The sequence below is a fragment of the Streptomyces sp. NPDC059668 genome (genome assembly GCF_042734135.1).
Taxonomy (GTDB): Bacteria; Actinomycetota; Actinomycetes; order Streptomycetales; family Streptomycetaceae; genus Streptomyces.
Genome location: NZ_JBHWEL010000011.1, coordinates 154121 through 177203, shown reverse-complemented (window position 1 = coordinate 177203; position 23083 = coordinate 154121). Strand labels below are relative to the sequence as shown.

Here is a 23083-nt window from a genome sequence, read left to right as displayed (position 1 = left end):
GGTCAGCAGCCGCAACCTCACCCCCGCCACCCCCACCCGAACCGTCTGCCCCCACACCAACTCCACCGCGTCCCCCTCCATCCCGTCCCCGAACGCGATCAGCCGATCGGACTCGACGGTGAGCGACAACCGACCGGATCCCCCGAGCTCCCCGGCCACGAGCGACGTCCCCGTGACCGGCGACGGCCAGGCCTCGCGGACGAACCAGATCAGCCGTTCGTCCGTGGGGCGGGGCAGGGGCAACGCGCCGCCCCGCCCCTGCCACACCGAGCGGAGCCACCCGCTCGCCCCCGTCCCGGTGCCCACCAGCACCCCGGACGAGGCCTGGGGCTCGACGGCACCCCCGTACTCGTCGAGCCCCAGCCGATAGCGGGCCGTCTGATGACCCGCGGCTCCCAGGTAGATCTCGTTGAGCGCCAGCAGCCGCTGCGTGTCGTCCGCGACCGCCTCGACCATGGTCAGCTCGTCCGCCCGGCCCGCGTGCGCCGACGCGAGCAGGGCGCCCGCGTCCCGGGGCCGATGCCGCACCAGCACGCCGGGATTGCGCCCGGGATCGGTGTCGATCCCGATCACGGGCTGCCCGGACAGGTACTTGGCGACATTGGCGACCAGGCCGTCCTGCCCCACCACGACCACGACGTCCTCGGGAGCGAACAGGAACCGGTCCAGGTCGCCGCGCTCGACCCGGGCCTGACGCCATGTCAGCGGCACCGCGGAGGCGACCTCCGCCAGCGCCCGCCGGTTCCGGCGGCTCCGCTCCGCGACCTCCTCGATGTCCCGGCCGCGTGAGGTGAGGAAGAACGCCGCCTGCCCGTGCGTCCCGTGCCGGGCCACCAACTCCTCGTACTCCGTGGTGCGATGGACGAGCACGGCCCGCGGGGCGAGACTCACGCCTGCTCTCCCGGGCTCCCGCCGAGCCGCGAGAGCAGGCCGGTCAGGACGTCGGGCGACACGGTGACGCTGTCGATGCGCGGCAGGTTCTCGGCGAGCCGGGTGCCCGTCAGGGCGTGCAGCGTGGCCACGTCCACGTCCGAGTGGACCCGCAGCCAGGCGGCCTGGGCCACGGCCCGCGCCTCGCCGACCTCGCGCGCGGCCTGCGCCTCGGCCTGGGCCAGCCGCACCACGCGGGTGCCCTCGGCGTCCGCCAGACGTACCGTCCGTGCCGCCTCCGCCCCGGCGCGCACCGCGTCCGCCGCTGCGTGCTCCTCCGCCTCACGGCGCGCGTTCGTGCCGCGCTGGTCGACCAACTGCTCCTCGCGCCGGGCGAGTTCGATCTGGCTGGCGAGCTCGTTCTCGGCGATCGCCCGCTCCCGCTCGACCGCGACGGCCCGCCGTTCGTACGTCGCCCGGTCGGCCTCCTGCTGGATCTGCTCGCGGGCCGGGGTGCGCAGGGCCCGCTCCACCTCGGGCTCGGGGCGCAGTGCCACGACACGTACGGCGACGACCTCGATGCCCGTGGAGGGGAGCCGGGGTTCGGCGGCCAGGCCGCCCGCGATCCGTTCGCGCACCGAGGCGACGCCGTCCACCAGGGCCGCCGCCAGGGGCGTACGGGCGAGGACGTCCAGGGCGTGCTGCTGGGCCGTCTCGGTCAGCAGGGTCCCCAGCTGTTCGAGGGGCGCGCCGCGCCAGACGCCCGTGTCGGGGTCGATGGAGAAGTCCAGGCGCCCTGCCGCGACCCCCGGGTCGCTGATGCGGTAGGTGACGGTGGCCTGCACCGCGACGTCCTGGAAGTCGGACGTACGGGCGTGGAAGGTCATCGCCAGTTCGCGGTCGTCCACCGGTACTTCGGAGAGCGCGGCGGTGAGGGAGCGGTACCAGAAGCTGAGCCCGGGGCCGTCGTGCACGAGCCGGCCCGACCGGTGGTGGCGGACGTGGGCGGTCGGCGCCCCGCGCAGATGGCGCCAGCCGAGACGCCGGGTGATGTCGGCCATGGATACCCCCTTGTCACCGGGCGGTCCCGGCGACCCTTCGTCCTCTGTTGTCGTCAGTGAGACGATAATCGGGGTTCCGGTTATCGTCAAGAGGACGAAATCAAGTGGTCCGGGTCGGCTCGATCCGCGGGTGAACGGGCGTCCGGATGGTCAGGATGGAGGCATGGGATTCCATGTCGACTCCGAGGCCGGGCGGCTGCGCCGCGTCATCCTGCACAGGCCTGATCTGGAGCTGAAAAGGCTCACCCCCAGCAACAAGGACGCGCTGCTCTTCGACGACGTGCTGTGGGTGCGCCGGGCCCGAGCGGAGCACGACGGGTTCGCGGACGTGCTGCGTGACCGGGGGGTCGCCGTCCATCTCTTCGGTGACCTGCTCGCCGAGTCGCTGGAGATCCCGGCCGCCCGCTCGCTCGTCCTGGACCGGGTCTTCGACGAGAAGGAGTACGGGCCGCTCGCGACCGACCACCTGCGGGCCTCCTTCGAGACGCTGCCCGCCGACGAGCTGGCCGCCACGCTCGTCGGCGGCATGACCAAGCGGGAGTTCCTCGACGTCCACCCGGAACCCATGTCCGTGCGCTTCCATGCCATGGACCTCGACGACTTCCTGCTCGGCCCGCTGCCGAACCACCTCTTCACCCGGGACACCTCCGCCTGGATCTACGACGGGGTGTCCATCAACGCCATGCGCTGGCCGGCCAGGCAGCGCGAGACCGTGCACTTCGAGGCGATCTACCGGCATCACCCGCTCTTCCGGGACGAGTCCTTCCATCTGTGGTCGGAGGGGCAGGCGGACTATCCGTCGACCATCGAGGGCGGTGACGTCCTGGTCATCGGCAACGGCGCGGTCCTCATCGGCATGAGTGAACGGACCACTCCCCAGGCCGTCGAGATGCTCGCGCACAAGCTGTTCGCCGCCGGCTCGGCCCGCACCATCGTGGCGCTCGACATGCCGAAGCGGCGGGCCTTCATGCACCTCGACACCGTGATGACGATGGTGGACGGCGACACCTTCACCCAGTACGCGGGGCTCGGCATGCTGCGCTCGTACACCATCGAGCCGGGGGTGGGGGAGAAGGAGCTGAAGGTCACCGACCATCCTCCGGAGCACATGCACCGCGCGATCGCCGCGGCGCTCGGGCTCAGCGAGATCCGTGTCCTGACCGCCACCCAGGACGTGCACGCGGCCGAGCGCGAGCAGTGGGACGACGGGTGCAACGTCCTGGCGGTCGAACCGGGCGTCGTGGTCGCCTACGAGCGGAACGCGACCACCAACACGCATCTGCGCAAACAGGGCATCGAGGTCATAGAGATCCCGGGCAGTGAGCTCGGCCGCGGCCGGGGCGGCCCCCGTTGTATGAGCTGCCCGGTCGAACGGGCGCCCGTATAGGCTCCGGTACCGCCCCACGTTCCTCGGAGCAGCTCCGCCCGCACTTCCTCCGGCTTCCAGCGGGAGCCGGAGCTGAACCTGAGCCTGCCTGGTCGCCGGTCGCCGGTCGCCGGTCGCCGGTCGCCGGTCGCCGGTCGCCGGGGAACCGGTCGCCGGTCGTCCGGGTCCGCCGCCGGACCTCGAACGACCCGGGCCGGCCCCGTCGTGCGCCCGCCACCGCCGCCCGCGTGGACCGGAACCATGAGCGGGGGCGTCAGGGGTCAGGGACGTCAGACGCGTGCCGACCGCACCGGCTCCGTATAGAAATGTTGGGTATCGTATAGAATTCCAAAAGTCCTCACTCGTGTCCCCCTTTCCCCACCGCAGCCCCCAGGAGCGCCCCCATGGCGACAGTCCCGACCGCCCTCGCCGGCCGACACTTCCTCAAGGAGGTGGACTTCACCGGAGAGGAGTTCCGCGGTCTGATCGAGCTGGCCGCCGAGCTGAAGGCGGCCAAGAAGGCCGGGACCGAGACCCCGTACCTGCGCGGCAGGAACATCGCGCTGATCTTCGAGAAGACCTCGACCCGTACGCGCTGCGCCTTCGAGGTCGCCGCCGCCGACCAGGGCGCCTCGACGACCTATCTGGACCCGTCCGGCTCGCAGATAGGCCACAAGGAGTCCGTGAAGGACACCGCGCGTGTCCTCGGCCGGATGTTCGACGCGATCGAGTACCGGGGTGACAGCCAGGCCTCCGTCGAGGAACTGGCCGCGTACGCCGGTGTGCCCGTCTACAACGGTCTGACCGACGACTGGCACCCCACCCAGATGCTCGCGGACGTGCTCACGATGACCGAGCACTGCGCCAAGCCCCTCGACGGGATCGCCTTCGCCTACCTCGGTGACGCCCGTATGAACATGGGCAACTCCTACCTGGTCACCGGCGCGCTCCTCGGCATGGACGTCCGCATCGTCGCCCCGCGGGCCTACTGGCCGGCCGACCCGGTCATCGCGCGGGCCCGTGAACTCGCCGCGGCCGGCGGCGGCCGCGTCACCCTCACCGAGGACCTGGGCGAGGGCGTCCGGGGAGCCGACTTCGTCGCCACCGACGTCTGGGTGTCCATGGGCGAGCCCAAGGAGGTGTGGGACGAGCGCATCGCCGACCTGTCCCCGTACGCCGTGACCATGGACGTGCTGCGCGCCACCGGCAACCCGGACGTGCGGTTCCTGCACTGCCTGCCGGCCTTCCACGACCTCGGCACCAAGGTCGCCCGCGAGATCCACGCCACCCACGGCCTCGACTCGCTCGAAGTGACCGACGAGGTGTTCGAGTCGCCGCACTCGGTCGTCTTCGACGAGGCCGAGAACCGGCTGCACACCATCAAGGCGATCCTGGTCGCGACCCTGGCCTGAGCGGCGTCGCCGCAGGCCATATCCTGACCGGCGGTCCGGAGCCACCCCTTCCGCGGCCGCCACGCGACTCCCACCCAGCCCTCGGCTCCGTCCGAGCGGGGGGACACCCCACCGTCGCACCCCGCACCACCGGAAATGAGCACCACCCGCATGCCCGCTCCACGCACCACCCGCACGCCCGCATCCCCCCACGCGTCCCCAGCGCCCCGCACCACCACCGAGGCTCCCGCCGAACCCCGCGCCCCGCGCGCGACCCGGGCCCCGGGCACACCCCGCGCGCCGCGCGCCCTCCGTATCAAGTCCCCGGCGCTCCTCGTCGCCGAATCCGGCGCCGACCGCGAGGGCCACGGCCTCAAGCGCACCATGGGCCTCTTCCAGCTCATCTGCTTCGGGGTCGGCGCGATCGTCGGCACCGGGATCTTCGTCGGCCTGTCCGACTCGGTCGCGCAGGCCGGACCCGCCGTGGTCGTCTCGTTCGTCCTTGCGGCGATCACCTGCGTCTTCACCGCGTTCGCCTTCGCCGAGCTCGGCGGCGCGATCCCGGTCTCCGGATCCTCGTACTCCTTCGCCTACGCGGGACTCGGCGAGGGCACGGCCTTCCTCGTCGGCTGGTGCCTGCTCCTGGAGTACGGCGTCTCCGTGTCGGCCGTCGCGGTCGGCTGGAGCCAGTACGTGAACGAACTGCTGCACAGCCTCACGGGCACCCAGCTCCCGGCGGTGCTCTCCGCCGGACCCTCCGACGGCGGAGTCGTCAACCTGCCCGCCGTCGTCGTGATCGGGCTGGCCGCGGTGCTCCTGGTCCGCGGGGTGCGCGAGAGCGCCCGCGCGACCGCGGCCATGGCCCTGCTCAAGCTGGTCGTGCTCGTCGCCTTCTGCGCGATCGGGTTCAGCGCCTTCGAGGACGGCAACCTCACCCCGTTCTCACCGGCCGGTCTCGGCGGCATCGGCGCGGGCACCACGGCCGCCTTCTTCTCGTACATCGGGTTCGACGCGATCACCACCGCCGGCGAGGAGGCCAAGAACCCCCGCCGTGACATCCCCGTCGCCATCCTGGTCTGCATCGGCCTGGTCACCCTGCTCTACTGCGCCGTCGCCGTCGCGGCGATCGGCGCGGTCGGCGGCGACGCGGTCGGCGGCAGGCCCGCCGCGCTCTCGTACGTCGTCGACGTGGTCACCGGCTCCACGGTCGGCGGCGCGGTCGTCGCCTTCGGCGCGGTCGTCGCCATCGCCTCGGTGGTGCTCGCGGTGATGTACGGACAGACCCGCGTCCTCATGTCGATGTCCCGCGACGGGCTCGTCCCGCGTGTCTTCGAGAGGATCTCGCCGAGGACGTCGACGCCGGTCGCGGGAACCCTGATCGTCGCGCTCGTCTTCGCCGTCCCGGCCGCCTTCGCCCCCCTCGACGCCGTCGTCAACCTGACGACCATCGGCACCCTCGCCACCATGGCCGCCGTGAACGTCGCGGTGATCGCGCTGCGGAGGAGGGAGCCGGGTCTCGCGCGTACGTTCCGGGTGCCGCTGTACCCCGTCGTACCGCTGCTCGGCGTCGGCTTCTGTCTGTATCTGATGTACGAGACGGGCTGGACGACCTGGATCCAGTTCGCCGGGTTCCTGCTGGCCGGATTCCTGGTGTACGTCCTCTACGGGCGCCGTCGCTCGCTGCTCGCCCGGCCGGCCGGGGTCACGCGGGCCGCCGCTGAGCCGGCACCACGGGAAGCCTGAACCAGACGGCCTTGCCGGAGTCGGTCGGGCGGTGACCGCAGGAGGAGCTGAGGGTGCGGATGAGCAGGAGGCCGCGCCCGTGCTCCTGCCAGGGGTCGGGTGCCTCGACCGGTCCGGGAACGGTGAGATCGCCCGGCGGCGCCGGGTCCGGGTCGTGCACCTCGACCTGACAACCGGTCGCCATCAGCTCCACGACCAGCTCTATGGGACCGTCCCCGGCGGTGTGCTCCACGGCGTTGGCCACCAGCTCCGCGGTGAGCAGCTCCGCGGTGTCGCTGTCGGCCGAGTGCTCCAGCTCGGCCATCGCGGTGCGGACCAGGGCGCGGGCCACCGGCACGGCCGCGGCGGTGTGCGGCAGCGCGATGCGCCAGGAGGCGGGGGCGGGGGTGTCGTGCAAGGGGGGTCCGTTCATGGAGCAGGCTGTCCTGCTTTCAACTTTACGAATGGTACGGCGCGGCCGGGCAGAGGCGCCCGGCGGGCACTTCGCGGGACGTTCGGCAGGTTCCTCCCGGGACTTTCGGCCGGCGTGAGGGTGGCTACCCAGGTCGACGGCCCGCCTCCCGTCGGGCGCTCCTGTCGTTACCGGGCTATCGAGGTTCTGTTACCCGGTCACGGGTGAGGGGCGGGGGTGCCGGGCGGCGGTCGCTTCACGCCAGGGTTATCGCGCACTCGTGACGACAGTCACAGACTGGTGATAACTTCGGGGAGAGCGTGGGCGGTCCCGCCGCGCAGACCGCCGCCCCGCCCGAGGAGGCCGTCCGTCATGAGTCCCTTCACCGGCTCAGCCGCCCGCACCGCCGTGTGGCGGCACCTGAGGTACGAGCTCGCCGACGGGGTCGCCACCGTGACTCTGGCCCGGCCCGAGAAACTCAACGCCCTCACCTTCGGCGCCTACGCCGACCTGCGCGACCTGCTCGCCGAGCTCTCCCGGGAGCGGTCGGTGCGTGCCCTGGTGCTGGCCGGCGAGGGCCGCGGCTTCTGCTCGGGGGGCGACGTCGACGAGATCATCGGCGCCACGCTCTCCATGGACACCGCCCAGCTCCTCGACTTCAACCGGATGACCGGACAGGTCGTGCGCGCCGTACGGGAGTGCCCCTTCCCGGTGATCGCGGCGGTGCACGGTGTGGCCGCGGGCGCCGGAGCCGTGCTCGCGCTGGCGGCCGACTTCCGGGTGGCCGACCCCAGCGCCCGCTTCGCCTTCCTCTTCACCCGCGTCGGACTGTCCGGCGGCGACATGGGCGCCGCCTATCTGCTGCCGCGCGTCGTCGGGCTCGGCCACGCGACCCGGCTGCTGATGCTCGGCGACCCCGTGCGCGCGCCCGAGGCCGAGCGGATCGGCCTCATCAGCGAGCTGACCGAGGAGGGGCACGCCGACGAGGCCGCGCAGGCACTGGCCCACCGCCTGGCGGCCGGGCCCGCCCTCGCGTACGCCCAGACGAAGGCGCTGCTCACCGCCGAACTGGACATGCCGCTCGCCGCCTCCGTCGAGATGGACGCCTCGACACAGGCCCTGCTGATGAACGGCGAGGACTACGCCGAGTTCCACGCCGCCTTCACCGAGAAGCGCTCCCCGAAGTGGCGGGGGCGATAGCCGTGGCCACCCCCCGCGATCCGGGCGACCCGGAACCGGCACTCCCAGTGCCGCCGGCCGCGAGCCCCGCGCCGCGCTCGCCGGCCGCCGCCGGGCGGCCCGCCGCGCCGCTGCGCGTCGCCGTCGTCGGCGGCGGACCCGGCGGGCTGTACGCCGCCGCCCTCCTCAAGCGGCTCGACCCCGGCCGTGAGATCACCGTGTGGGAGCGCAACGCCCCCGACGACACCTTCGGCTTCGGCGTCGTCCTGTCCGACGAGACGCTCGGTGGCATCGAGCACGCCGACCCGGTGGTGTACGCGGCGCTCCAGGACGAGTTCGTGCGCTGGGACGACATCGACATCGTGCACCGAGGCGTCCACCACACCTCGGGCGGCCACGGGTTCGCGGCGCTCGGCCGGCGCCGGCTGCTGGAGATCCTGCACGAACGGTGCCGCTCGCTCGGCGTCGAGCTGCGTTTCCGGGCCGAGGCACCGGCGCCGGCCGAGCTGACCGGGGCGTACGACCTGGTCGTCGCCGCCGACGGGGTGCGCAGCCCGACACGGGAGGCGTACGCGGACGTGTTCCGACCCTCCGTGGAGGAACACCGGTGCCGCTACATCTGGCTGGCCGCCGACTTCGCCCTCGACGCCTTCCGCTTCGAGATCGCGGACACCGAGCACGGGGTGATGCAACTGCACGCCTACCCGTACGCGGCCGACGCCTCCACCGTCATCGTCGAGATGCGCGAGGAGGTGTGGCGGGCCGCCGGGTTCGCCGAACTGGACACGCAGGAGTCCGTCGAGCGGTGCGCCAAGATCTTCGCCGACGCCCTGGGCGGACGGCGGCTGCGGTCCAACAAGTCGGCGTGGACCACCTTCCGCACGGTGGTCAACGACCGCTGGTCGCACGGCAATCTGGTGCTCCTGGGCGACGCCGCGCACACCGCGCACTTCTCCATCGGCTCGGGCACCAAGCTCGCCGTCGAGGACGCGCTCGCGCTCGCCGCCTGCCTACGGGAGCGGCCCACGCTCGACGAGGCACTCGCCGCGTACGAGGAGGAGCGGCGCCCGGTGGTCGCGTCCACCCAGCGCGCGGCCCGCGCGAGCCTGGAGTGGTTCGAGAACGTGGGCCTGTACGTCGGCCAGCGCCCACGCCAGTTCGCCTTCAACCTCCTCACCCGCAGCCGCCGGGTCACCCACGAGAACCTGCGGCTGCGCGACGCGCACTTCACGGCCGCGGTCGAGCGCGAGTTCGGCTGCCCGCCCGGCACGCCCCCGATGTTCACACCGCTGCGGCTGCGCGGCCTGACCCTGCGCAACCGGGTCGTGGTCTCCCCGATGGACATGTACTCGGCCGTGGACGGCGTCCCCGGCGACTTCCACCTCGTCCACCTGGGAGCACGCGCGCTCGGCGGCGCCGGCCTGGTGATGACCGAGATGGTGTGCGTGAGCGCCGAGGGCCGCATCACACCCGGCTGCGCGGGGCTCTACACGCACCGCCAGGGCGATTCCTGGCGCCGGATCGTCGGCTTCGTGCGCGCCCAGGCGCCCGGCACCGCCATCGGCGTGCAGCTCGGCCACTCCGGCCGCAAGGGCTCCACGAAGCTGATGTGGGAGGGCATCGACGAGCCGCTGGAGGAGGGCAACTGGCCACTCGTGGCCGCCTCCCCGATCCCGTACCGGCCGGACAGTCAGGCACCCCGCGAGCTGTCCCGCGCGCAACTGACGGACATCCGCGAGCAGTTCGCGGCCGCCGCCTGGCGTGCCGCGCGCTGCGGCTTCGACCTCCTCGAACTGCACTGCGCCCACGGCTACCTGCTCTCCGGGTTCCTCTCGCCACTGACCAACCGGCGCACCGACGCCTACGGCGGCTCGCTGGAACGCCGGCTCCGCTTCCCGCTGGAGGTCTTCGACGCCGTACGGGCGGTGTGGCCGGAGGAACGTCCCATGACCGTCCGCATCTCCGCCACCGACTGGGCCGAGGGCGGCACCACCGGGGACGACGCGGTCGCCGTCGCACGGGCCTTCGCCGCGCACGGCGCGGACGCGGTGGACGTGTCGACCGGCCAGGTGGTGGCGGACGAGCGCCCCGAGTACGGGCGTTCGTACCAGACGCCGTACGCCGACCGGATCCGCCACGAGACCGGCCTGCCGGTGATCGCCGTCGGCGCGATCTCCTCGTGGGACGACGTCAACTCGCTGATCCTGGCCGGGCGTACGGATCTGTGCGCGCTCGCCCGGCCGCACCTCTACGATCCGCACTGGACCCTGCACGCGGCGGCCGAGCAGGGGTACGAGGGCCCGGGAGTGACCTGGCCGAAGCCCTATCGCGCGGGCAGCAGGCCCCCGCAGACCGGACGCACCGACGCCCCCAGGCCCCGCCTCTCACTGGGGACTTGAGGGCAGCCGCGGGTGCCGTGCGGGCTCGCGTGAGCTACGCGGGCAGCTCGGTGAAGCCCGCCCCCGCGTCACGCAACCGCTCGTGCAGGGCCCGGAAGACGGTGGCCGAACGGGCGCCCGGCCAGCCCCGTGGCAGCAGCGCGACGGGAAGTCCCGGATCGGTGTACGGGAGGTGGCGCCAGGTGTCCAGGGCGAGCAGGTAGTCGCGGTACGCCTCCTCGGGAGGGGTGTCCGCGCGCCGCTCCCAGGCGCGCAGCACGGGCGCGTGCCGGTCGAGGAACTCCTCGTACTCCTTGGCGATCGCACTCAGGTCCCACCAGCGCGCGACCGCGTCCGCCGTCGCCGCGAAGCCCAGGTGCTCCCCGCGGAACAGCTCCACGTACGGATCGAGCCGCAGCCGCGCGAGGGTGTGCCGCGTCTCCTCGTACAGCCGGGCCGGAGCGAGCCACACGCCGGGCGCGGCCGTCCCGAAACCGAGACCGGCCAGCCGTGAGCGCAGCACGTGCCGTTTCTGGCGCTCCGACTCCGGCACGGAGAAGACGGCGAGCACCCAGCCGTCGTCCTCGGGAGGCGCCGTCGCGTACACCCGCCGGTCGCCGTCGTCGAGCAGCTGGCGCGCGTCCGGCGACAGCCCGTACCCCGCCGCGCCCGCCGCGGTGCGCGCCGGTTCGAGCAGCCCGCGGCGCTTGAGCCGGGAGACCGACGAGCGCACGGAGGGCGCGTCGACGCCGACCGCGGCGAGCAGCCGGATCAGCTCGGCCACCGGCACGGGGCCGGGCATGAAACGGCCGTACGCGCCGTAGAACGTGACGATGAGGGACCGGGGGGCGCGCTGCTCTGACACATCGATCACTCTAGTGCTCGAAGATCACGTGGAACCGCCGCCGGTGGGCAACCCGTCCCCGGGGGCCGGCTCACCCCCGGCGGACGGCCCACTCCCGGGGGCGGCCTGGGCGGGGACGGTCGTGCGCAGCCGGAACCGCTGCAACTTCCCCGTCGCCGTGCGCGGCAGCACGTCCAGGAAGACGAACTCCCGGGGGCACTTGTACGGCGCGAGCTCGGACTTGAGGAAGGCGCGCAGCACCTCCGGGTCCCGTGGCGCGCCCGGCCGCAGCACCGCGTACGCCACCACGACCTGGCCGCGTGCCTCGTCGGGGCGGCCCACGACCGCCGTCTCGACGACGTCCGGATGGCGCAGCAGGGCGTCCTCGACCTCCGGTCCCGCGATGTTGTACCCGGCCGAGACGATCATGTCGTCGGCGCGGGCGACATAGCGGAAGTAGCCGTCGGCGTCGCGGACATAGGTGTCACCGGTGATGTTCCAGCCGTCGCGCACGTACTCCCGCTGCCGTGGGTCGGCGAGATAGCGGCAGCCCACCGGGCCGCGTACGGCGAGGAGGCCGGGTTCGCCGTCCGGTACCGGTTTCCCGCTCGCGTCGACCACGCGTGCCTGCCATCCGGGGACGGGCAGGCCCGTCGTGCCGGGTCTGATCCGTTCGTCGGCCGCCGAGATGAAGATGTGCAGCAGCTCGGTGGCGCCGATGCCGTTGATGACGCGCAGCCCGGTACGGGCGAGCCAGGCCTCCCAGGTCGCGGCGGGCAGGTTCTCACCCGCCGACACACAGCGCCGCAGCGACGTCGTGTCGTACCCGTCCAGTTCGGTCAGCATCGCCCGGTACGCGGTCGGCGCGGTGAACAGCACGGAGACCCGGTGCTCCGCGATCGCGGGCAACAGCTGCCTGGGGCCCGCCTGTTCGAGCAGCAGGGAGCAGGCGCCCGCGCGCATCGGGAAGACGACGAGTCCGCCGAGCCCGAAGGTGAAGCCCAGCGGGGGGCTGCCGGTGAAGACGTCGTCCTCGCGGGGCCTGAGCACATGGCGGGAGAAGGTGTCCGCGGTCGCCAGCACGTCGCGGTGGAAGTGCACACAGCCCTTGGGGCGGCCGGTCGTGCCCGAGGTGAACGCGATCAGCGCGACGTCGTCGGCGGCGGTGTCCACGGCCGTGAAGGGCTCGTCGGGCGCGCCCGTGATCCGCAGCAACAGGTCGTCGGGGGCGTCACCGCCGTACGTCGTGATCCGCAGCCCCGGGAGGTCCGCCGCGGCCAGGTCGTCGACCGACCGGATGTCGCACAGGGCGTGGGTCACCCGGGCGATCGTGCCCATGGTGGTCAGCTCGTGCGGGCGCTGCTGGGCGAGCACGGTGACGGCGATCGCGCCCGCCTTCAGGACCGCCAGCCAGCACGCGGCCAGCCAGGGCGTGGTGGGCCCGCGGAGCATGACCCGGTTTCCGGGCACCACGCCCAGCTCGGAGGTCAGCACATGGGCGATGCGGTCGACGCGCGCGAGGAGCTGTCCGTACGTCCACAAATCACCGGACGGCGTGCGGAAGGCGGGGCGCTGCGGACGCCCGCCGGCGAGCAGCTCGGCGGCGCAGTTGAGCCGGTCCGGATAGTGCAACTCGGGCAGTTCGACGGGGAGTCGGGGCCACTGTTCCGGGGGCGGGAGGTGGTCGCGGGCGAAGGTGTCGAGATGGGCCGAGATCGTCGGCTCCAGGGTGTCGCCGGGGTCCATGGAGGTTCGCCCCCTTGTCGTGGTGGGCTCGCGGCTCCCAACCCGCGTCCTGTGGCGCGTGGTTGGTGGCACGTGGTGCGGCGCATGGTGCGTGTTCACGTCGTGCGTGTTCACGTGGTCGTGTTCACGTGGTGCGTGGGCTGTGGCTCGGCTCTCGGTTGCGCACAAGGAGCGTATCGTGTTGGTGACGACAGTCAATGTCTCGCGATAGCCTGGGGTCCCGCAGGGGAGAGGGGACCGACCGTGACCGCTTTCTCGCTCGACACGGAGCAGACCGCCTGGTGCGCCGAGCTGCGTGCGCTCGCCGCGGAGCGGCTGCGCCCACTCGCCGAGAAGGGCGAGCCGGGGCACGTCAACCGCCCCCTCGTCGCCGAGCTGGGCCGACTCGGGCTGCTCGCCCGGCTGTTCACCTCCGGCGCCCTCGACCTGTGCCTGATGCGGGAGTCCCTGGCCCACGTCTGTACGGAGGCCGAGACCGCGCTCGCCCTCCAGGGTCTCGGCGCGTATCCGGTGCACGCGTACGGCACCCCGGCCCAGCGCGCGTACTGGATCCCGCGCGTCTCGGACGGCACCGCGGTGGCCGCCTTCGCCCTCAGCGAGCCGGCCGCGGGCTCCGACGCGGCCGCGCTGACGCTGCGCGCGGACCGGGCCGAGGGCAGCGACGAGGGCGGCACCGGGACCGTCGCCGAGGCCGACGGCGCCGGGCGCTGGCGGCTCACCGGGGAGAAGTGCTGGATCTCGAACGCACCCGAGGCCGATCTCTACACGGTCTTCGCGCGGACCACCGCGGGCGCCGGTGCCCACGGGGTCACCGCGTTCCTGGTCCCCGCCGACCGGCCCGGCCTCACCGGGGCCCCGCTCGACATGCTCTCGCCGCACCCGATCGGCGCCCTCGCCTTCGACGCCGTACCGGTCACGGCGGACGACGTCCTCGGTGAACCCGACCGCGGCTTCCGGGTCGCGATGGGCACCCTCAACCTCTTCCGCCCGAGCGTGGGCGCCTTCGCGGTCGGCATGGCGGGAGCGGCCCTGGAGGCGACCCTCGCGCACACCGCCCGGCGCGAGGCGTTCGGGGGGAAGCTGAAGGACCTGCAGACGGTGGCCCACCAGGTCGCCGAGATGGCGCTGCGCACGGAGGCGGCCCGCCTGATGGTGTACGCGGCCGCGGCGGCGTACGACGAGGGGGCACCGGACGTGCCCCGGCGCGCGGCGATGGCGAAGCTGCTGGCGACCGAGACGGCCCAGTACGTGGTCGACGCGGCGGTCCAGCTGCACGGCGCCCGCGCCCTGCGCCGCGGCCATCTCCTCGAACACCTCTACCGGGAGGTCCGCGCCCCCCGAATCTACGAGGGGGCGAGCGAGGTCCAACGGGCCGTCATCGCCAAGGAGTTGTACGCCCGACGGGAGGCACCGTGAGCACCGAGCGTCTCAATCCGGCCGAGCTGTCCCCGGCCACCGGCTTCTCGCACGCCGTCGTCGCCACTGGCACCCGTGTCGTCTTCCTGGCGGGCCAGACGGCGCTCGACACGGACGGGAAGGTGGTCGGCGAGACCCTGCCGGAGCAGTTCGAGCGGGCGCTGACGAACCTGCTCACCGCGCTGCGGGCGGCGGGGGGAACCCCGGCCGACCTCGCGCGGGTCACCGTCTACGCCACCGACGTCGCGGACTACCGCGTTCACGCCGCCGAACTCGGGCGTGTCTGGCGGAGGTTGGCGGGGCGCGACTATCCCGCGATGGCCGTCGTCGGCGTCGTACGCCTGTGGGACGAACGCGCCCTGGTCGAACTCGACGGCTTCGCGGTACTGGCGTAGCGCGGCGCCGGCGCGGTACGGGTGGCGGTCAGGCGGCGACGGTGAGCTGCTCGGCGAACACCCGGTGCGGAGCGACCACACTGCCGTCGGGAAGCAGTTCGCCGCTGTCGTCGAAGACGATCGCGCCGTTGCACAGCAGGCTCCACCCCTGCTCGTGGTGGGCCGACACCACGTGCGGAAGGCTGGAGTCCACGGACGGGCACAGAGCCTGGTGGGAACACATGGCGCACCTCCACGTCGGATGCGATGAGTGCCTGCGGCGCTGTCGCCGCCTCGCATAGTCAAGACCATGCTCCCGCGGCGAACTCATCGGAACCGCCGGTCGAGAAGCGTGACAACACACGGACAACTCTCGAACGTTCCCATGACGCGTGGGGCGGACTCGCCACCAAAGGGGTGATGATCACCGCCCTGGGCACGCGGGGCCGGTACCTGTGGAGCCTTCCACGTTTCAGGAGGTACTTCCATGTCCTTGCGCCAGGTCATCGGCGCGGCCACCGGCGCCGCGCTCCTGCTGCTCGCCCCGTCCGCCGTCGCCGCGTCCGCGGCCGGCCTGTCGGACCCGTACGACGCACTCACCGTCGACACCACCGGTCACCTCGCCGCGGACGGCACCATCACGCTCTCCGGCACCTACCGGTGTCTGACGGGCACCGGCCCGGTGCTCGTCTCCTCGTCGGTGTGGCAGGACGACTCCCGGGTGCGGCAGGGCATCGGCGGCACCGCGGCCGTCTGCGACGGGGTGGCGCACCGCTGGACCAACTCCGAGAAGCGCGAGCCCGGCACCCTCCGGCCGGGGGCCGCCCATGTCGAGGCCACGCTGATGGAACTGAGCCCCGGCCCGGGCGGCCTGCCGCTGCCGAAGTTCCACGCGGTGCGGCAGCAGGACATCACCCTCACGGAGAGCTGAGACGTCGCGGAGACGCGGGGGGCCCCCCACCCCCCCCCCCCCCCGCCGGGGGGGGGGGGGGGGGGCCCCCGCGGCGCTCGCTTATCAGATGTCCCGGAAGATCTCGATCTGCGCCCCGAGCGAGTTGAGCCGTTCGGCCAGGTCCTCGTAACCGCGGTTGATGACGTACACGTTGCGCAGCACGGACGTCCCGTCGGCCGCCATCATCGCGAGCAGGACGACCACGGCGGGCCGCAGCGCGGGCGGGCACATCATCTCGGCGGCGCGCCAGCGGGTCGGGCCCTCCACCAGCACCCGGTGCGGGTCGAGGAGTTGGAGCCGGCCGCCGAGGCGGTTGAGGTCCGTGAGATAGATCGCCCGGTTGTCGTACACCCAGTCGTGGATCAGCGTCTTGCCCTGGGCGGAGGCCGCGATGGCGGCGAAGAACGGGACGTTGTCGATGTTCAGACCCGGGAACGGCATCGGGTGGATCTTGTCGATCGGCGCCTCCAGCTTGGAGGGCCGGACCGTCAGGTCCACCAGCCGCGTACGGCCGTTGTCGGCGAAGTACTCCGCCGTACGGTCGTGGTCGAGGCCCATCTCCTCCAGGACGGCGAGCTCGATCTCCAGGAACTCGATCGGCACCCGGCGCACCGTCAGCTCCGACTCGGTGACGACCGCGGCGGCGAGCAGGCTCATCGCCTCGACCGGGTCCTCCGAGGGCGAGTAGTCCACGTCCACGTCGATGGTGGGCACACCGTGCACGGTGAGCGTCGTGGTGCCGATGCCTTCCACCCGTACACCCAGGGCCTCCAGGAAGAAGCACAGGTCCTGGACCATGTAGTTGGAGGAGGCGTTGCGGATGACGGTCACGCCGTCGTGGCGGGCCGCGGCGAGCAGCGCGTTCTCGGTCACCGTGTCGCCGCGCTCGGTCAGCACGATCGGACGGGCGGGGGAGACCGAGCGGTCCACCCGGGCGTGGTAGAGCCCCTCGGTGGCGGCGATGTCGAGCCCGAAGCGGCGCAGCGCGATCATGTGCGGCTCGATGGTCCTGGTGCCCAGGTCGCAACCGCCCGCGTACGGCAGCTTGAACTGGTCCATGCGGTGCAGCAGCGGGCCGAGGAACATGATGATGGACCGCGTACGGCGGGCCGCCTCGGCGTCGATGGCCTCCATGTCCAGCTGGGCCGGGGGCACGATCTCCAGGTCGACACCGTCGTTGATCCACCGGGTGCGGACGCCGATCGAACCGAGGACCTCCAGCAGGCGGTAGACCTCTTCGATCCGGGCCACCCGGCGCAGCACCGTGCGGCCCTTGTTGAGGAGCGTCGCGCACAGCAGGGCGACGCAGGCGTTCTTGCTGGTCTTCACGTCGATCGATCCGGACAGCCGCCGTCCGCCGACCACGCGCAGATGCATCGGACCCGCGTAGCCCAGGGACACGATCTCGCTGTCCAGGGCTTCGCCTATACGGGCGATCATCTCAAGGCTGATGTTCTGATTGCCGCGCTCGATGCGGTTGACGGCGCTCTGGCTGGTGCCGAGAGCCTCCGCGAGCTGCGACTGGGTCCAGCCCCGGTGCTGACGGGCGTCACGGATGAGCTTGCCGATGCGTACGAGGTAGTCGTCTGCCATGGCGTGACCGTATATCTCATGTGAGATAAAGAGAAATGGGGTACACCCATCCGGGTGACGGTGGTCAGTGGGGCGGACTCGCAAGGGAGTTCGGGCCAGGTCGGGAGGAAAGGGAGGGCGTGCGTCACTTCCTACCTTTCCTGTCCTTTCTGCCTTTCGCGCCTTTCATTCCTCTCGGCCGACGCCTCCGTCCCGCCGGTGGTGGCCGCGGTGGGGGACCGGGCTCGCCCGTCCCCCACCGTGCGCGTCGTCCGTGCGCGTCACCGCCGTCACGGGCGGCCAACCGGCGTGCTCGCCCCTTCACATGGGCGGCAGCGGGCCGGGTGGCGTCAGTGGTCCCGTCGCCGCGTCGTGCGGCGCCAGCCGAAGGGGCCCGGCAGGTCCATCGACGTGGTCTTGCGTCCGGTGCTGCTGTGGGTCTGCCGCGGTCCGTGCCGCCCGCCGGTGGTGATCGACCACGAGTGCCGGTTGATGTTCAGCCGCACGCCGGGAAGGATGCGGAAGCTCTTGCGGAAGGTGATTGCCATCGAGGGCCCCCTAGAGGTGGTTCGCGACACCGGGTGCGTCCCGGCTCGGACACCGGGTACCCCGAAATCGGCCCGGGGCCGCCTACGGATCTCCGACACCCGTGAAATGTCTCCGTACGCGAACTGCCTTGGGCATCGGCCCTGTTCAGGCCAGTGTCTGGGTGCCGAGCACACCGAGCAGCGCGACCCGTTCGGCGTCCTGCGTGCCGGGCTCGGCCGTGTAGACCATGATGCGCAGGTCGCTCCCGGCGACGCTGAGGATGTCGCAGTCCAGGGTGAGAGGGCCCAGCTGGGGGTGGTCGACGGTCTTGCGCGAGGCCTCCTGGCGGCCGACGGCTCCGGAGTCCCACAGCTCGGCGAACCGGTCGCTGCCCGCGCGCAGTTCCGTGACCAGCCGTTGCACCTGCCGGTCGGCCGGATACCGGCTCGATGTCGCCCGCAGGTCGCTCACGAGCGCGGTCTCCAGCGCCCGCCGTGACTGCGGGGTGTGGCGTACCCGGCCGGCCGGACCGAGGAAGGCGCGCCACACCCCGTTGCGCTCCTGGTCGCGCCACCCCGACGGGTCGCCCAGCAGGGCCGCGTACAGCGGGTTGGCCACCAGCAGCGTCCATGCCGCGTCGTAGGCCGCCACGGGGGTCCCCGTCAGCCGGTCGAGCAGCCGCTGCACGCTCGGCGTGAGATAGCCGGGTACCGTGCCCCGTCCCGGCGGGACCAGCCCGGCGGCATGGAAGAGGTGCTCGCGCTCGACGGCGGACAGCCGCAGCGCCCGGCCGAGCGCCTCGACGACCTGCTCCGACGGATGGGCCGCCCGGCCCTGTTCGAGACGGGTGACGTAGTCGACCGAGATCCCGGCCAGCAGGGCGAGTTCCTCGCGCCGCAGCCCGGCCGCCCGCCGCTGCCCGCCGGCAGGGAGCCCGGCGGCCTCCGGGGAGACCCGGTCACGCCAGCGTCGTACCGTCCGCCCGAACTCCGTGCTCGCCATGGCTCCACTGTGCACCGCGCGGCGCGGACCTGCCTGGTACTGGGAGTCCCAGGAAGACGGGACTCCTGGCCGGCCCCGCCGCCCGGCCGCAACCTGGAGCCATGACGACCACACTCATCACCGGAGCGAACAAGGGTCTCGGCTTCGAGACCGCCCGCCGACTCGTCGCCGCGGGCCACACCGTCTACGTCGGCAGCCGGGACCCGGAGCGCGGGCGCCGGGCCGCCGGGGAACTGGGGGCACGCGCGGTCGTGCTCGACGTCACCGACGACGCGTCCGTCGCCGCCGCGGCGAAGACCATCGAGGCGGACGGCGGCCTCGACGTACTGATCAACAACGCCGGCATCGAGGGGCGGACCGCGGACGGGGGTGTCGTCGGCGCCGCGGACCTGACCGCGGACATGATGCGGTCGATCTTCGAGACGAACGTCTTTGGGGTCGTACGCGTCACCCACGCGTTCCTGCCCCTGCTGCGGCGCTCGGCGGCCCCGGTCATCGTGAACGTCAGCAGCGGACTGGCGTCGCTGACCCGGGTCAGTGCCCCCGACACGCCCACGCACGCCTACCCCGGGGTCGCCTATCCGGCGTCGAAGACCACGGTCAACATGATCACCGTGCAGTTCGCCAAGGCCTTCCCGGAGATCCGGATCAACGCCGTGGAGCCCGGCTACACCGCGACGGACCTGAACGGGCACACGGGCACCCAGACCGTCGAGGAGGGTGCCGAGATCATCGTCCGCACGGCCCAGCTGGGCCCGGACGGCCCGACCGGAGGCTACTTCGACATCGAGGGCCCCCTTCCCTGGTGACGGTGACCCCTGGGGACCGAGCCCTGTGATGACGGTGACCCGAGGTGACCGATCGACCGGGTGACGGTGACCCGAGGTGACCGATCGTCTGGGTGACGGTGACCTCGGGCACCGAGACCTCGGGCAACCGAGGCCCCTGGCGACAGGGACCCCGGGTGGCAGGGACCCCGGGCAGCAGAGGCCCCTGGCGACAGGGACCCCGGGCGACAGAGGCCCGGGTGACAGGCACCCCGGGCGTGGAGACCCCGGTAACCAAGGCTCCCGCGCCCGCCGAGTCCGGGTGGTCGGCGACACGCTCGTGGTGCCGGGCGTTCCCGGGGCGGACTGCCGCGACCGTGCGACGGACGCCGGCGGCGCCGGTCGGACAGGTGCGATCCGCCCCGGCCGTGGACGGCGCGAGCGAGACCCGGCCGGGCGCGCGGAGACGTCACAGGCAGGCCGGGCATGACCAGCCCGCCCCCATGTACTAGAGTTATCTCGACATCGAGATATCTGCCGAGGCGCACCGCAGCCGCCATCGGTAAGGCATGCCTAACTTAGCCTTACCTTAGCGGATCGGCCAAGAGATCGTGGCGGCAGGATGCGGTGGGAACGCGCACATCAATGAAGGAGACTGTCGTGTCGGCGAACAGCTTCGACGCCCGCAGCACGCTGCAGGTGGGCGACGAGTCGTACGAGATCTTCCGGCTGGACAAGGTGGAAGGCTCGGCTCGCCTTCCGTACAGCCTGAAGGTGCTGCTGGAGAACCTGCTCCGGACCGAGGACGGCGCGAACATCACCGCCGACCACATCCGGTCCATCGGCAACTGGGACTCCCAGGCCCAGCCCAGCCAGGAGATCCAGTTCACGCCCGCCCGCGTGATCATGCAGGACTTCACCGGCGTGCCCTGCGTCGTCGACCTCGCCACCATGCGCGAGGCCGTCAAGGAGCTCGGCGGCGACCCGGCGAAGATCAACCCGCTGGCCCCGGCCGAGCTGGTCATCGACCACTCCGTCATCGCCGACAAGTTCGGCACCCACGAAGCCTTCTCGCAGAACGTCGAGCTGGAGTACGGCCGCAACAAGGAGCGCTACCAGTTCCTGCGCTGGGGCCAGACCGCGTTCGACGAGTTCAAGGTGGTCCCGCCGGGCACCGGCATCGTCCACCAGGTGAACATCGAGCACCTGGCGCGCACGGTCATGGTCCGTAACGGGCAGGCCTACCCCGACACCCTCGTCGGTACGGACTCCCACACCACGATGGTCAACGGCCTGGGCGTCCTCGGCTGGGGCGTCGGCGGCATCGAGGCCGAGGCCGCGATGCTCGGCCAGCCGGTCTCCATGCTGATCCCGCGCGTCGTCGGCTTCAAGCTCACCGGTGAGCTCACCCCCGGCACGACCGCCACCGACCTGGTGCTCACGATCACCGAGATGCTGCGCAAGCACGGCGTCGTCGGCAAGTTCGTCGAGTTCTACGGTGAGGGTGTGGCCGCCACCTCGCTGGCCAACCGCGCCACCATCGGCAACATGTCGCCGGAGTTCGGCTCCACCGCCGCGATCTTCCCGATCGACGGCGAGACCATCAAGTACCTGAAGCTGACCGGCCGTTCCGAGCAGCAGCTCGCGCTTGTCGAGGCGTACGCCAAGCAGCAGGGCCTCTGGCTCGACCCGGCCGCCGAGCCCGACTTCTCCGAGAAGCTGGAGCTCGACCTCTCCACGGTCGTCCCCTCGATCGCCGGCCCGAAGCGCCCGCAGGACCGCATCGTCCTCGCCAACGCCGCCGAGCAGTTCAAGAGCGACGTGCGCAACTACGTCGCCGACGACGACGAGGCGGGCAAGGAGTCCTTCCCGGCCTCCGACTCGCCGGCCGCCAGCAACGGCGTGCCGTCCAACCCGGTCACGGTCACGGCCCCCGACGGCTCGACCTACGAGATCGACCACGGCGCGGTGACGGTCGCGGCCATCACCTCCTGCACCAACACCTCGAACCCGTACGTCATGGTCGCCGCCGCGCTCGTCGCGAAGAAGGCCGTGGAGAAGGGCCTGACCCGCAAGCCGTGGGTCAAGACCACCCTCGCCCCGGGCTCCAAGGTCGTCACCGACTACTTCGACAAGGCCGGGCTCACCCCCTACCTCGACAAGGTCGGCTTCAACCTCGTCGGCTACGGCTGCACCACCTGCATCGGCAACTCCGGCCCGCTGCCGGAGGAGGTCTCCAAGGCCGTCAACGACCACGACCTCGCGGTCACGTCGGTCCTCTCCGGCAACCGGAACTTCGAGGGCCGGATCAACCCCGACGTCAAGATGAACTACCTGGCCTCCCCGCCGCTGGTCGTCGCCTACGCCCTCGCGGGTTCCATGAAGGTGGACATCACCCGCGACGCGCTCGGCACCGACACCGAGGGCAAGCCGGTCTTCCTGGCCGACATCTGGCCCTCCGAGGCCGAGGTCAACGACGTCGTGGCGAACGCCATCGGCGAGGACATGTTCAACAAGTCCTACCAGGACGTCTTCGCGGGCGACGCGCAGTGGCAGGCGCTGCCGATCCCGACCGGCAACACCTTCGAGTGGGACCCGCAGTCCACCTACGTCCGCAAGCCCCCGTACTTCGAGGGCATGGCGCACGAGCCGTCCCCGGTCAACGACATCGCCGGTGCCCGCGTGCTGGCCAAGCTGGGCGACTCGGTCACCACCGACCACATCTCCCCGGCCGGTGCCATCAAGGCCGACACCCCGGCCGGCCAGTACCTCACGGAGCACGGCGTCGAGCGCCGTGACTTCAACAGCTACGGCTCCCGCCGCGGCAACCACGAGGTCATGATCCGCGGCACGTTCGCCAACATCCGCCTGCGCAACCAGATCGCGCCGGGCACCGAGGGCGGCTTCACCCGGGACTTCACCCAGGCCGACGCGCCGGTGGCGTTCATCTACGACGCCTCGCGCAACTACATCGAGCAGGGCATCCCGCTGGTCATCCTGGCCGGCAAGGAGTACGGCTCCGGCTCGTCCCGCGACTGGGCCGCCAAGGGCACCGCGCTGCTCGGCGTCAAGGCTGTCATCGCCGAGTCCTACGAGCGCATCCACCGTTCGAACCTGATCGGCATGGGCGTCCTGCCGCTCCAGTTCCCGGAGGGTGCCACCGCGGAGACCCTCGGTCTCACCGGCGAGGAGACCTTCTCCTTCACCGGTGTCGAGGAGCTCAACAACGGCACCACCCCGCGCACGGTGAAGGTCACCACGGACAGCGGTGTCGAGTTCGACGCGGTCGTCCGCATCGACACCCCCGGCGAGGCGGACTACTACCGCAACGGCGGCATCATGCAGTACGTGCTGCGCAACCTGATCGCCAAGTAGCCCTCGCGGCAGGCGATCCGGAGCACCGGGCGGGGGGGGGGGGGGCGGGGGGCGGGGGGGCGGGCGCGGGGGGGGGGGGGGCGGGCGCGCGCGGGGGGGGGGGGGGGGGCCGCCGCGCCGGGCGCGGC

General features: G+C 72.1%; 19 protein-coding genes. 10 read left to right on the top strand and 9 right to left on the bottom strand.

Going from position 1 to position 23083, the window contains the following annotated elements; all coding sequences use genetic code 11:
• The coding region (locus tag ACFV2J_RS11855) for a hypothetical protein (RefSeq protein ID WP_385438340.1) at positions 1-891 on the bottom strand (891 nt) is incomplete at its 3' end.
• A complete protein-coding gene (locus ACFV2J_RS11850) occupies positions 888-1931 on the bottom strand; it encodes an SPFH domain-containing protein (RefSeq protein ID WP_385082453.1) in 1044 nt (347 codons plus the stop codon). The genes ACFV2J_RS11850 and ACFV2J_RS11855, both read right to left, overlap by 4 nt.
• Before the next feature lie 163 nt (positions 1932-2094).
• On the opposite strand from ACFV2J_RS11850, the gene ACFV2J_RS11845 reads away from it, so the two are divergent.
• The 3 genes from ACFV2J_RS11845 to ACFV2J_RS11835 all read left to right on the top strand — a co-directional run bounded on the left by ACFV2J_RS11845 (position 2095) and on the right by ACFV2J_RS11835 (position 6431).
• Positions 2095-3318: an arginine deiminase gene (locus ACFV2J_RS11845; protein ID WP_385082454.1), complete on the top strand. Its 1224-nt coding sequence runs from the start codon at positions 2095-2097 to the stop codon at positions 3316-3318.
• A 383-nt stretch (positions 3319-3701) separates the two neighbouring features.
• The gene (gene argF, locus ACFV2J_RS11840) at positions 3702-4709 is read left to right on the top strand and encodes an ornithine carbamoyltransferase (RefSeq protein ID WP_385082455.1); all 1008 of its coding nucleotides are present in this window, start codon (positions 3702-3704) and stop codon (positions 4707-4709) included.
• Positions 4710-4859: 150 nt separating this feature from the next.
• On the top strand, positions 4860-6431 hold the full coding sequence (locus ACFV2J_RS11835) for an amino acid permease (protein WP_385082457.1): 1572 nt from the start codon (positions 4860-4862) through the stop codon (positions 6429-6431).
• Here ACFV2J_RS11835 and ACFV2J_RS11830 read toward each other — a convergent pair.
• The gene (locus tag ACFV2J_RS11830; RefSeq protein WP_385082459.1) at positions 6391-6843 is read right to left on the bottom strand and encodes an ATP-binding protein; all 453 of its coding nucleotides are present in this window, start codon (positions 6841-6843) and stop codon (positions 6391-6393) included. The two genes, ACFV2J_RS11835 and ACFV2J_RS11830, sit on opposite strands and share 41 nt — an antisense overlap.
• A gap of 351 nt (positions 6844-7194) precedes the next feature.
• On the opposite strand from ACFV2J_RS11830, the gene ACFV2J_RS11825 reads away from it, so the two are divergent.
• Together ACFV2J_RS11825 and ACFV2J_RS11820 are read left to right on the top strand one after the other, a co-directional pair.
• Positions 7195-8022 carry an enoyl-CoA hydratase family protein gene (locus tag ACFV2J_RS11825; RefSeq protein ID WP_385082461.1) on the top strand — a complete coding sequence of 276 codons (828 nt, stop codon included), beginning with the start codon at positions 7195-7197 and terminating at the stop codon, positions 8020-8022.
• 110 nt (positions 8023-8132) lie between these two features.
• Positions 8133-10400 carry a bifunctional salicylyl-CoA 5-hydroxylase/oxidoreductase gene (locus tag ACFV2J_RS11820; protein ID WP_385082486.1) on the top strand — a complete coding sequence of 756 codons (2268 nt, stop codon included), beginning with the start codon at positions 8133-8135 and terminating at the stop codon, positions 10398-10400.
• A 34-nt stretch (positions 10401-10434) separates the two neighbouring features.
• Here ACFV2J_RS11820 and ACFV2J_RS11815 read toward each other — a convergent pair whose 3' ends face one another.
• Positions 10435-11253, bottom strand: a complete 819-nt coding sequence (locus ACFV2J_RS11815) for a PaaX family transcriptional regulator C-terminal domain-containing protein (RefSeq protein ID WP_385082462.1) — start codon at positions 11251-11253, stop codon at positions 10435-10437.
• A gap of 15 nt (positions 11254-11268) precedes the next feature.
• A complete protein-coding gene (locus ACFV2J_RS11810) occupies positions 11269-12969 on the bottom strand; it encodes an AMP-binding protein (RefSeq protein ID WP_385082464.1) in 1701 nt (566 codons plus the stop codon).
• Positions 12970-13212: 243 nt separating this feature from the next.
• Here ACFV2J_RS11810 and ACFV2J_RS11805 point away from each other — a divergent pair, with 243 nt between their 5' ends.
• Positions 13213-14385, top strand: a complete 1173-nt coding sequence (locus ACFV2J_RS11805; RefSeq protein ID WP_385082465.1) for an acyl-CoA dehydrogenase family protein — start codon at positions 13213-13215, stop codon at positions 14383-14385.
• Positions 14382-14780: a RidA family protein gene (locus ACFV2J_RS11800; protein WP_385082466.1), complete on the top strand. Its 399-nt coding sequence runs from the start codon at positions 14382-14384 to the stop codon at positions 14778-14780. The genes ACFV2J_RS11805 and ACFV2J_RS11800 overlap by 4 nt, the downstream gene beginning before the upstream one ends.
• Before the next feature lie 28 nt (positions 14781-14808).
• Here the strand turns inward: ACFV2J_RS11800 and ACFV2J_RS11795 are convergent, their stop codons facing one another.
• Positions 14809-15003 carry a DUF5999 family protein gene (locus ACFV2J_RS11795; RefSeq protein WP_385082467.1) on the bottom strand — a complete coding sequence of 65 codons (195 nt, stop codon included), beginning with the start codon at positions 15001-15003 and terminating at the stop codon, positions 14809-14811.
• 243 nt (positions 15004-15246) lie between these two features.
• On the opposite strand from ACFV2J_RS11795, the gene ACFV2J_RS11790 reads away from it, so the two are divergent.
• Positions 15247-15690 carry a DUF6299 family protein gene (locus ACFV2J_RS11790; RefSeq protein ID WP_385082468.1) on the top strand — a complete coding sequence of 148 codons (444 nt, stop codon included), beginning with the start codon at positions 15247-15249 and terminating at the stop codon, positions 15688-15690.
• Between the two features lie 84 nt (positions 15691-15774).
• Here ACFV2J_RS11790 and ACFV2J_RS11785 read toward each other — a convergent pair whose 3' ends face one another.
• The 3 genes from ACFV2J_RS11785 to ACFV2J_RS11775 form a co-directional block, all read right to left on the bottom strand.
• Entirely contained in the window at positions 15775-17304 is a 1530-nt protein-coding gene (locus tag ACFV2J_RS11785) for a helix-turn-helix domain-containing protein (protein ID WP_385082469.1), read from the bottom strand.
• A 329-nt stretch (positions 17305-17633) separates the two neighbouring features.
• Complete coding sequence (locus ACFV2J_RS11780; RefSeq protein ID WP_153288106.1) at positions 17634-17831, bottom strand: DUF4236 domain-containing protein; 198 nt, start codon at positions 17829-17831, stop codon at positions 17634-17636.
• Between the two features lie 145 nt (positions 17832-17976).
• The gene (locus tag ACFV2J_RS11775) at positions 17977-18813 is read right to left on the bottom strand and encodes a helix-turn-helix transcriptional regulator (protein WP_385082470.1); all 837 of its coding nucleotides are present in this window, start codon (positions 18811-18813) and stop codon (positions 17977-17979) included.
• A 101-nt stretch (positions 18814-18914) separates the two neighbouring features.
• Between ACFV2J_RS11775 and ACFV2J_RS11770 the strand changes: the two genes are divergently transcribed.
• Both ACFV2J_RS11770 and acnA read left to right on the top strand, forming a co-directional pair.
• Positions 18915-19622: an SDR family oxidoreductase gene (locus ACFV2J_RS11770; RefSeq protein WP_385082472.1), complete on the top strand. Its 708-nt coding sequence runs from the start codon at positions 18915-18917 to the stop codon at positions 19620-19622.
• 618 nt (positions 19623-20240) lie between these two features.
• Positions 20241-22955, top strand: coding sequence for an aconitate hydratase AcnA (gene acnA, locus ACFV2J_RS11765; protein ID WP_385082474.1), 2715 nt, complete (start codon positions 20241-20243; stop codon positions 22953-22955).
• Positions 22956-23083: the final 128 nt, after the last annotated feature.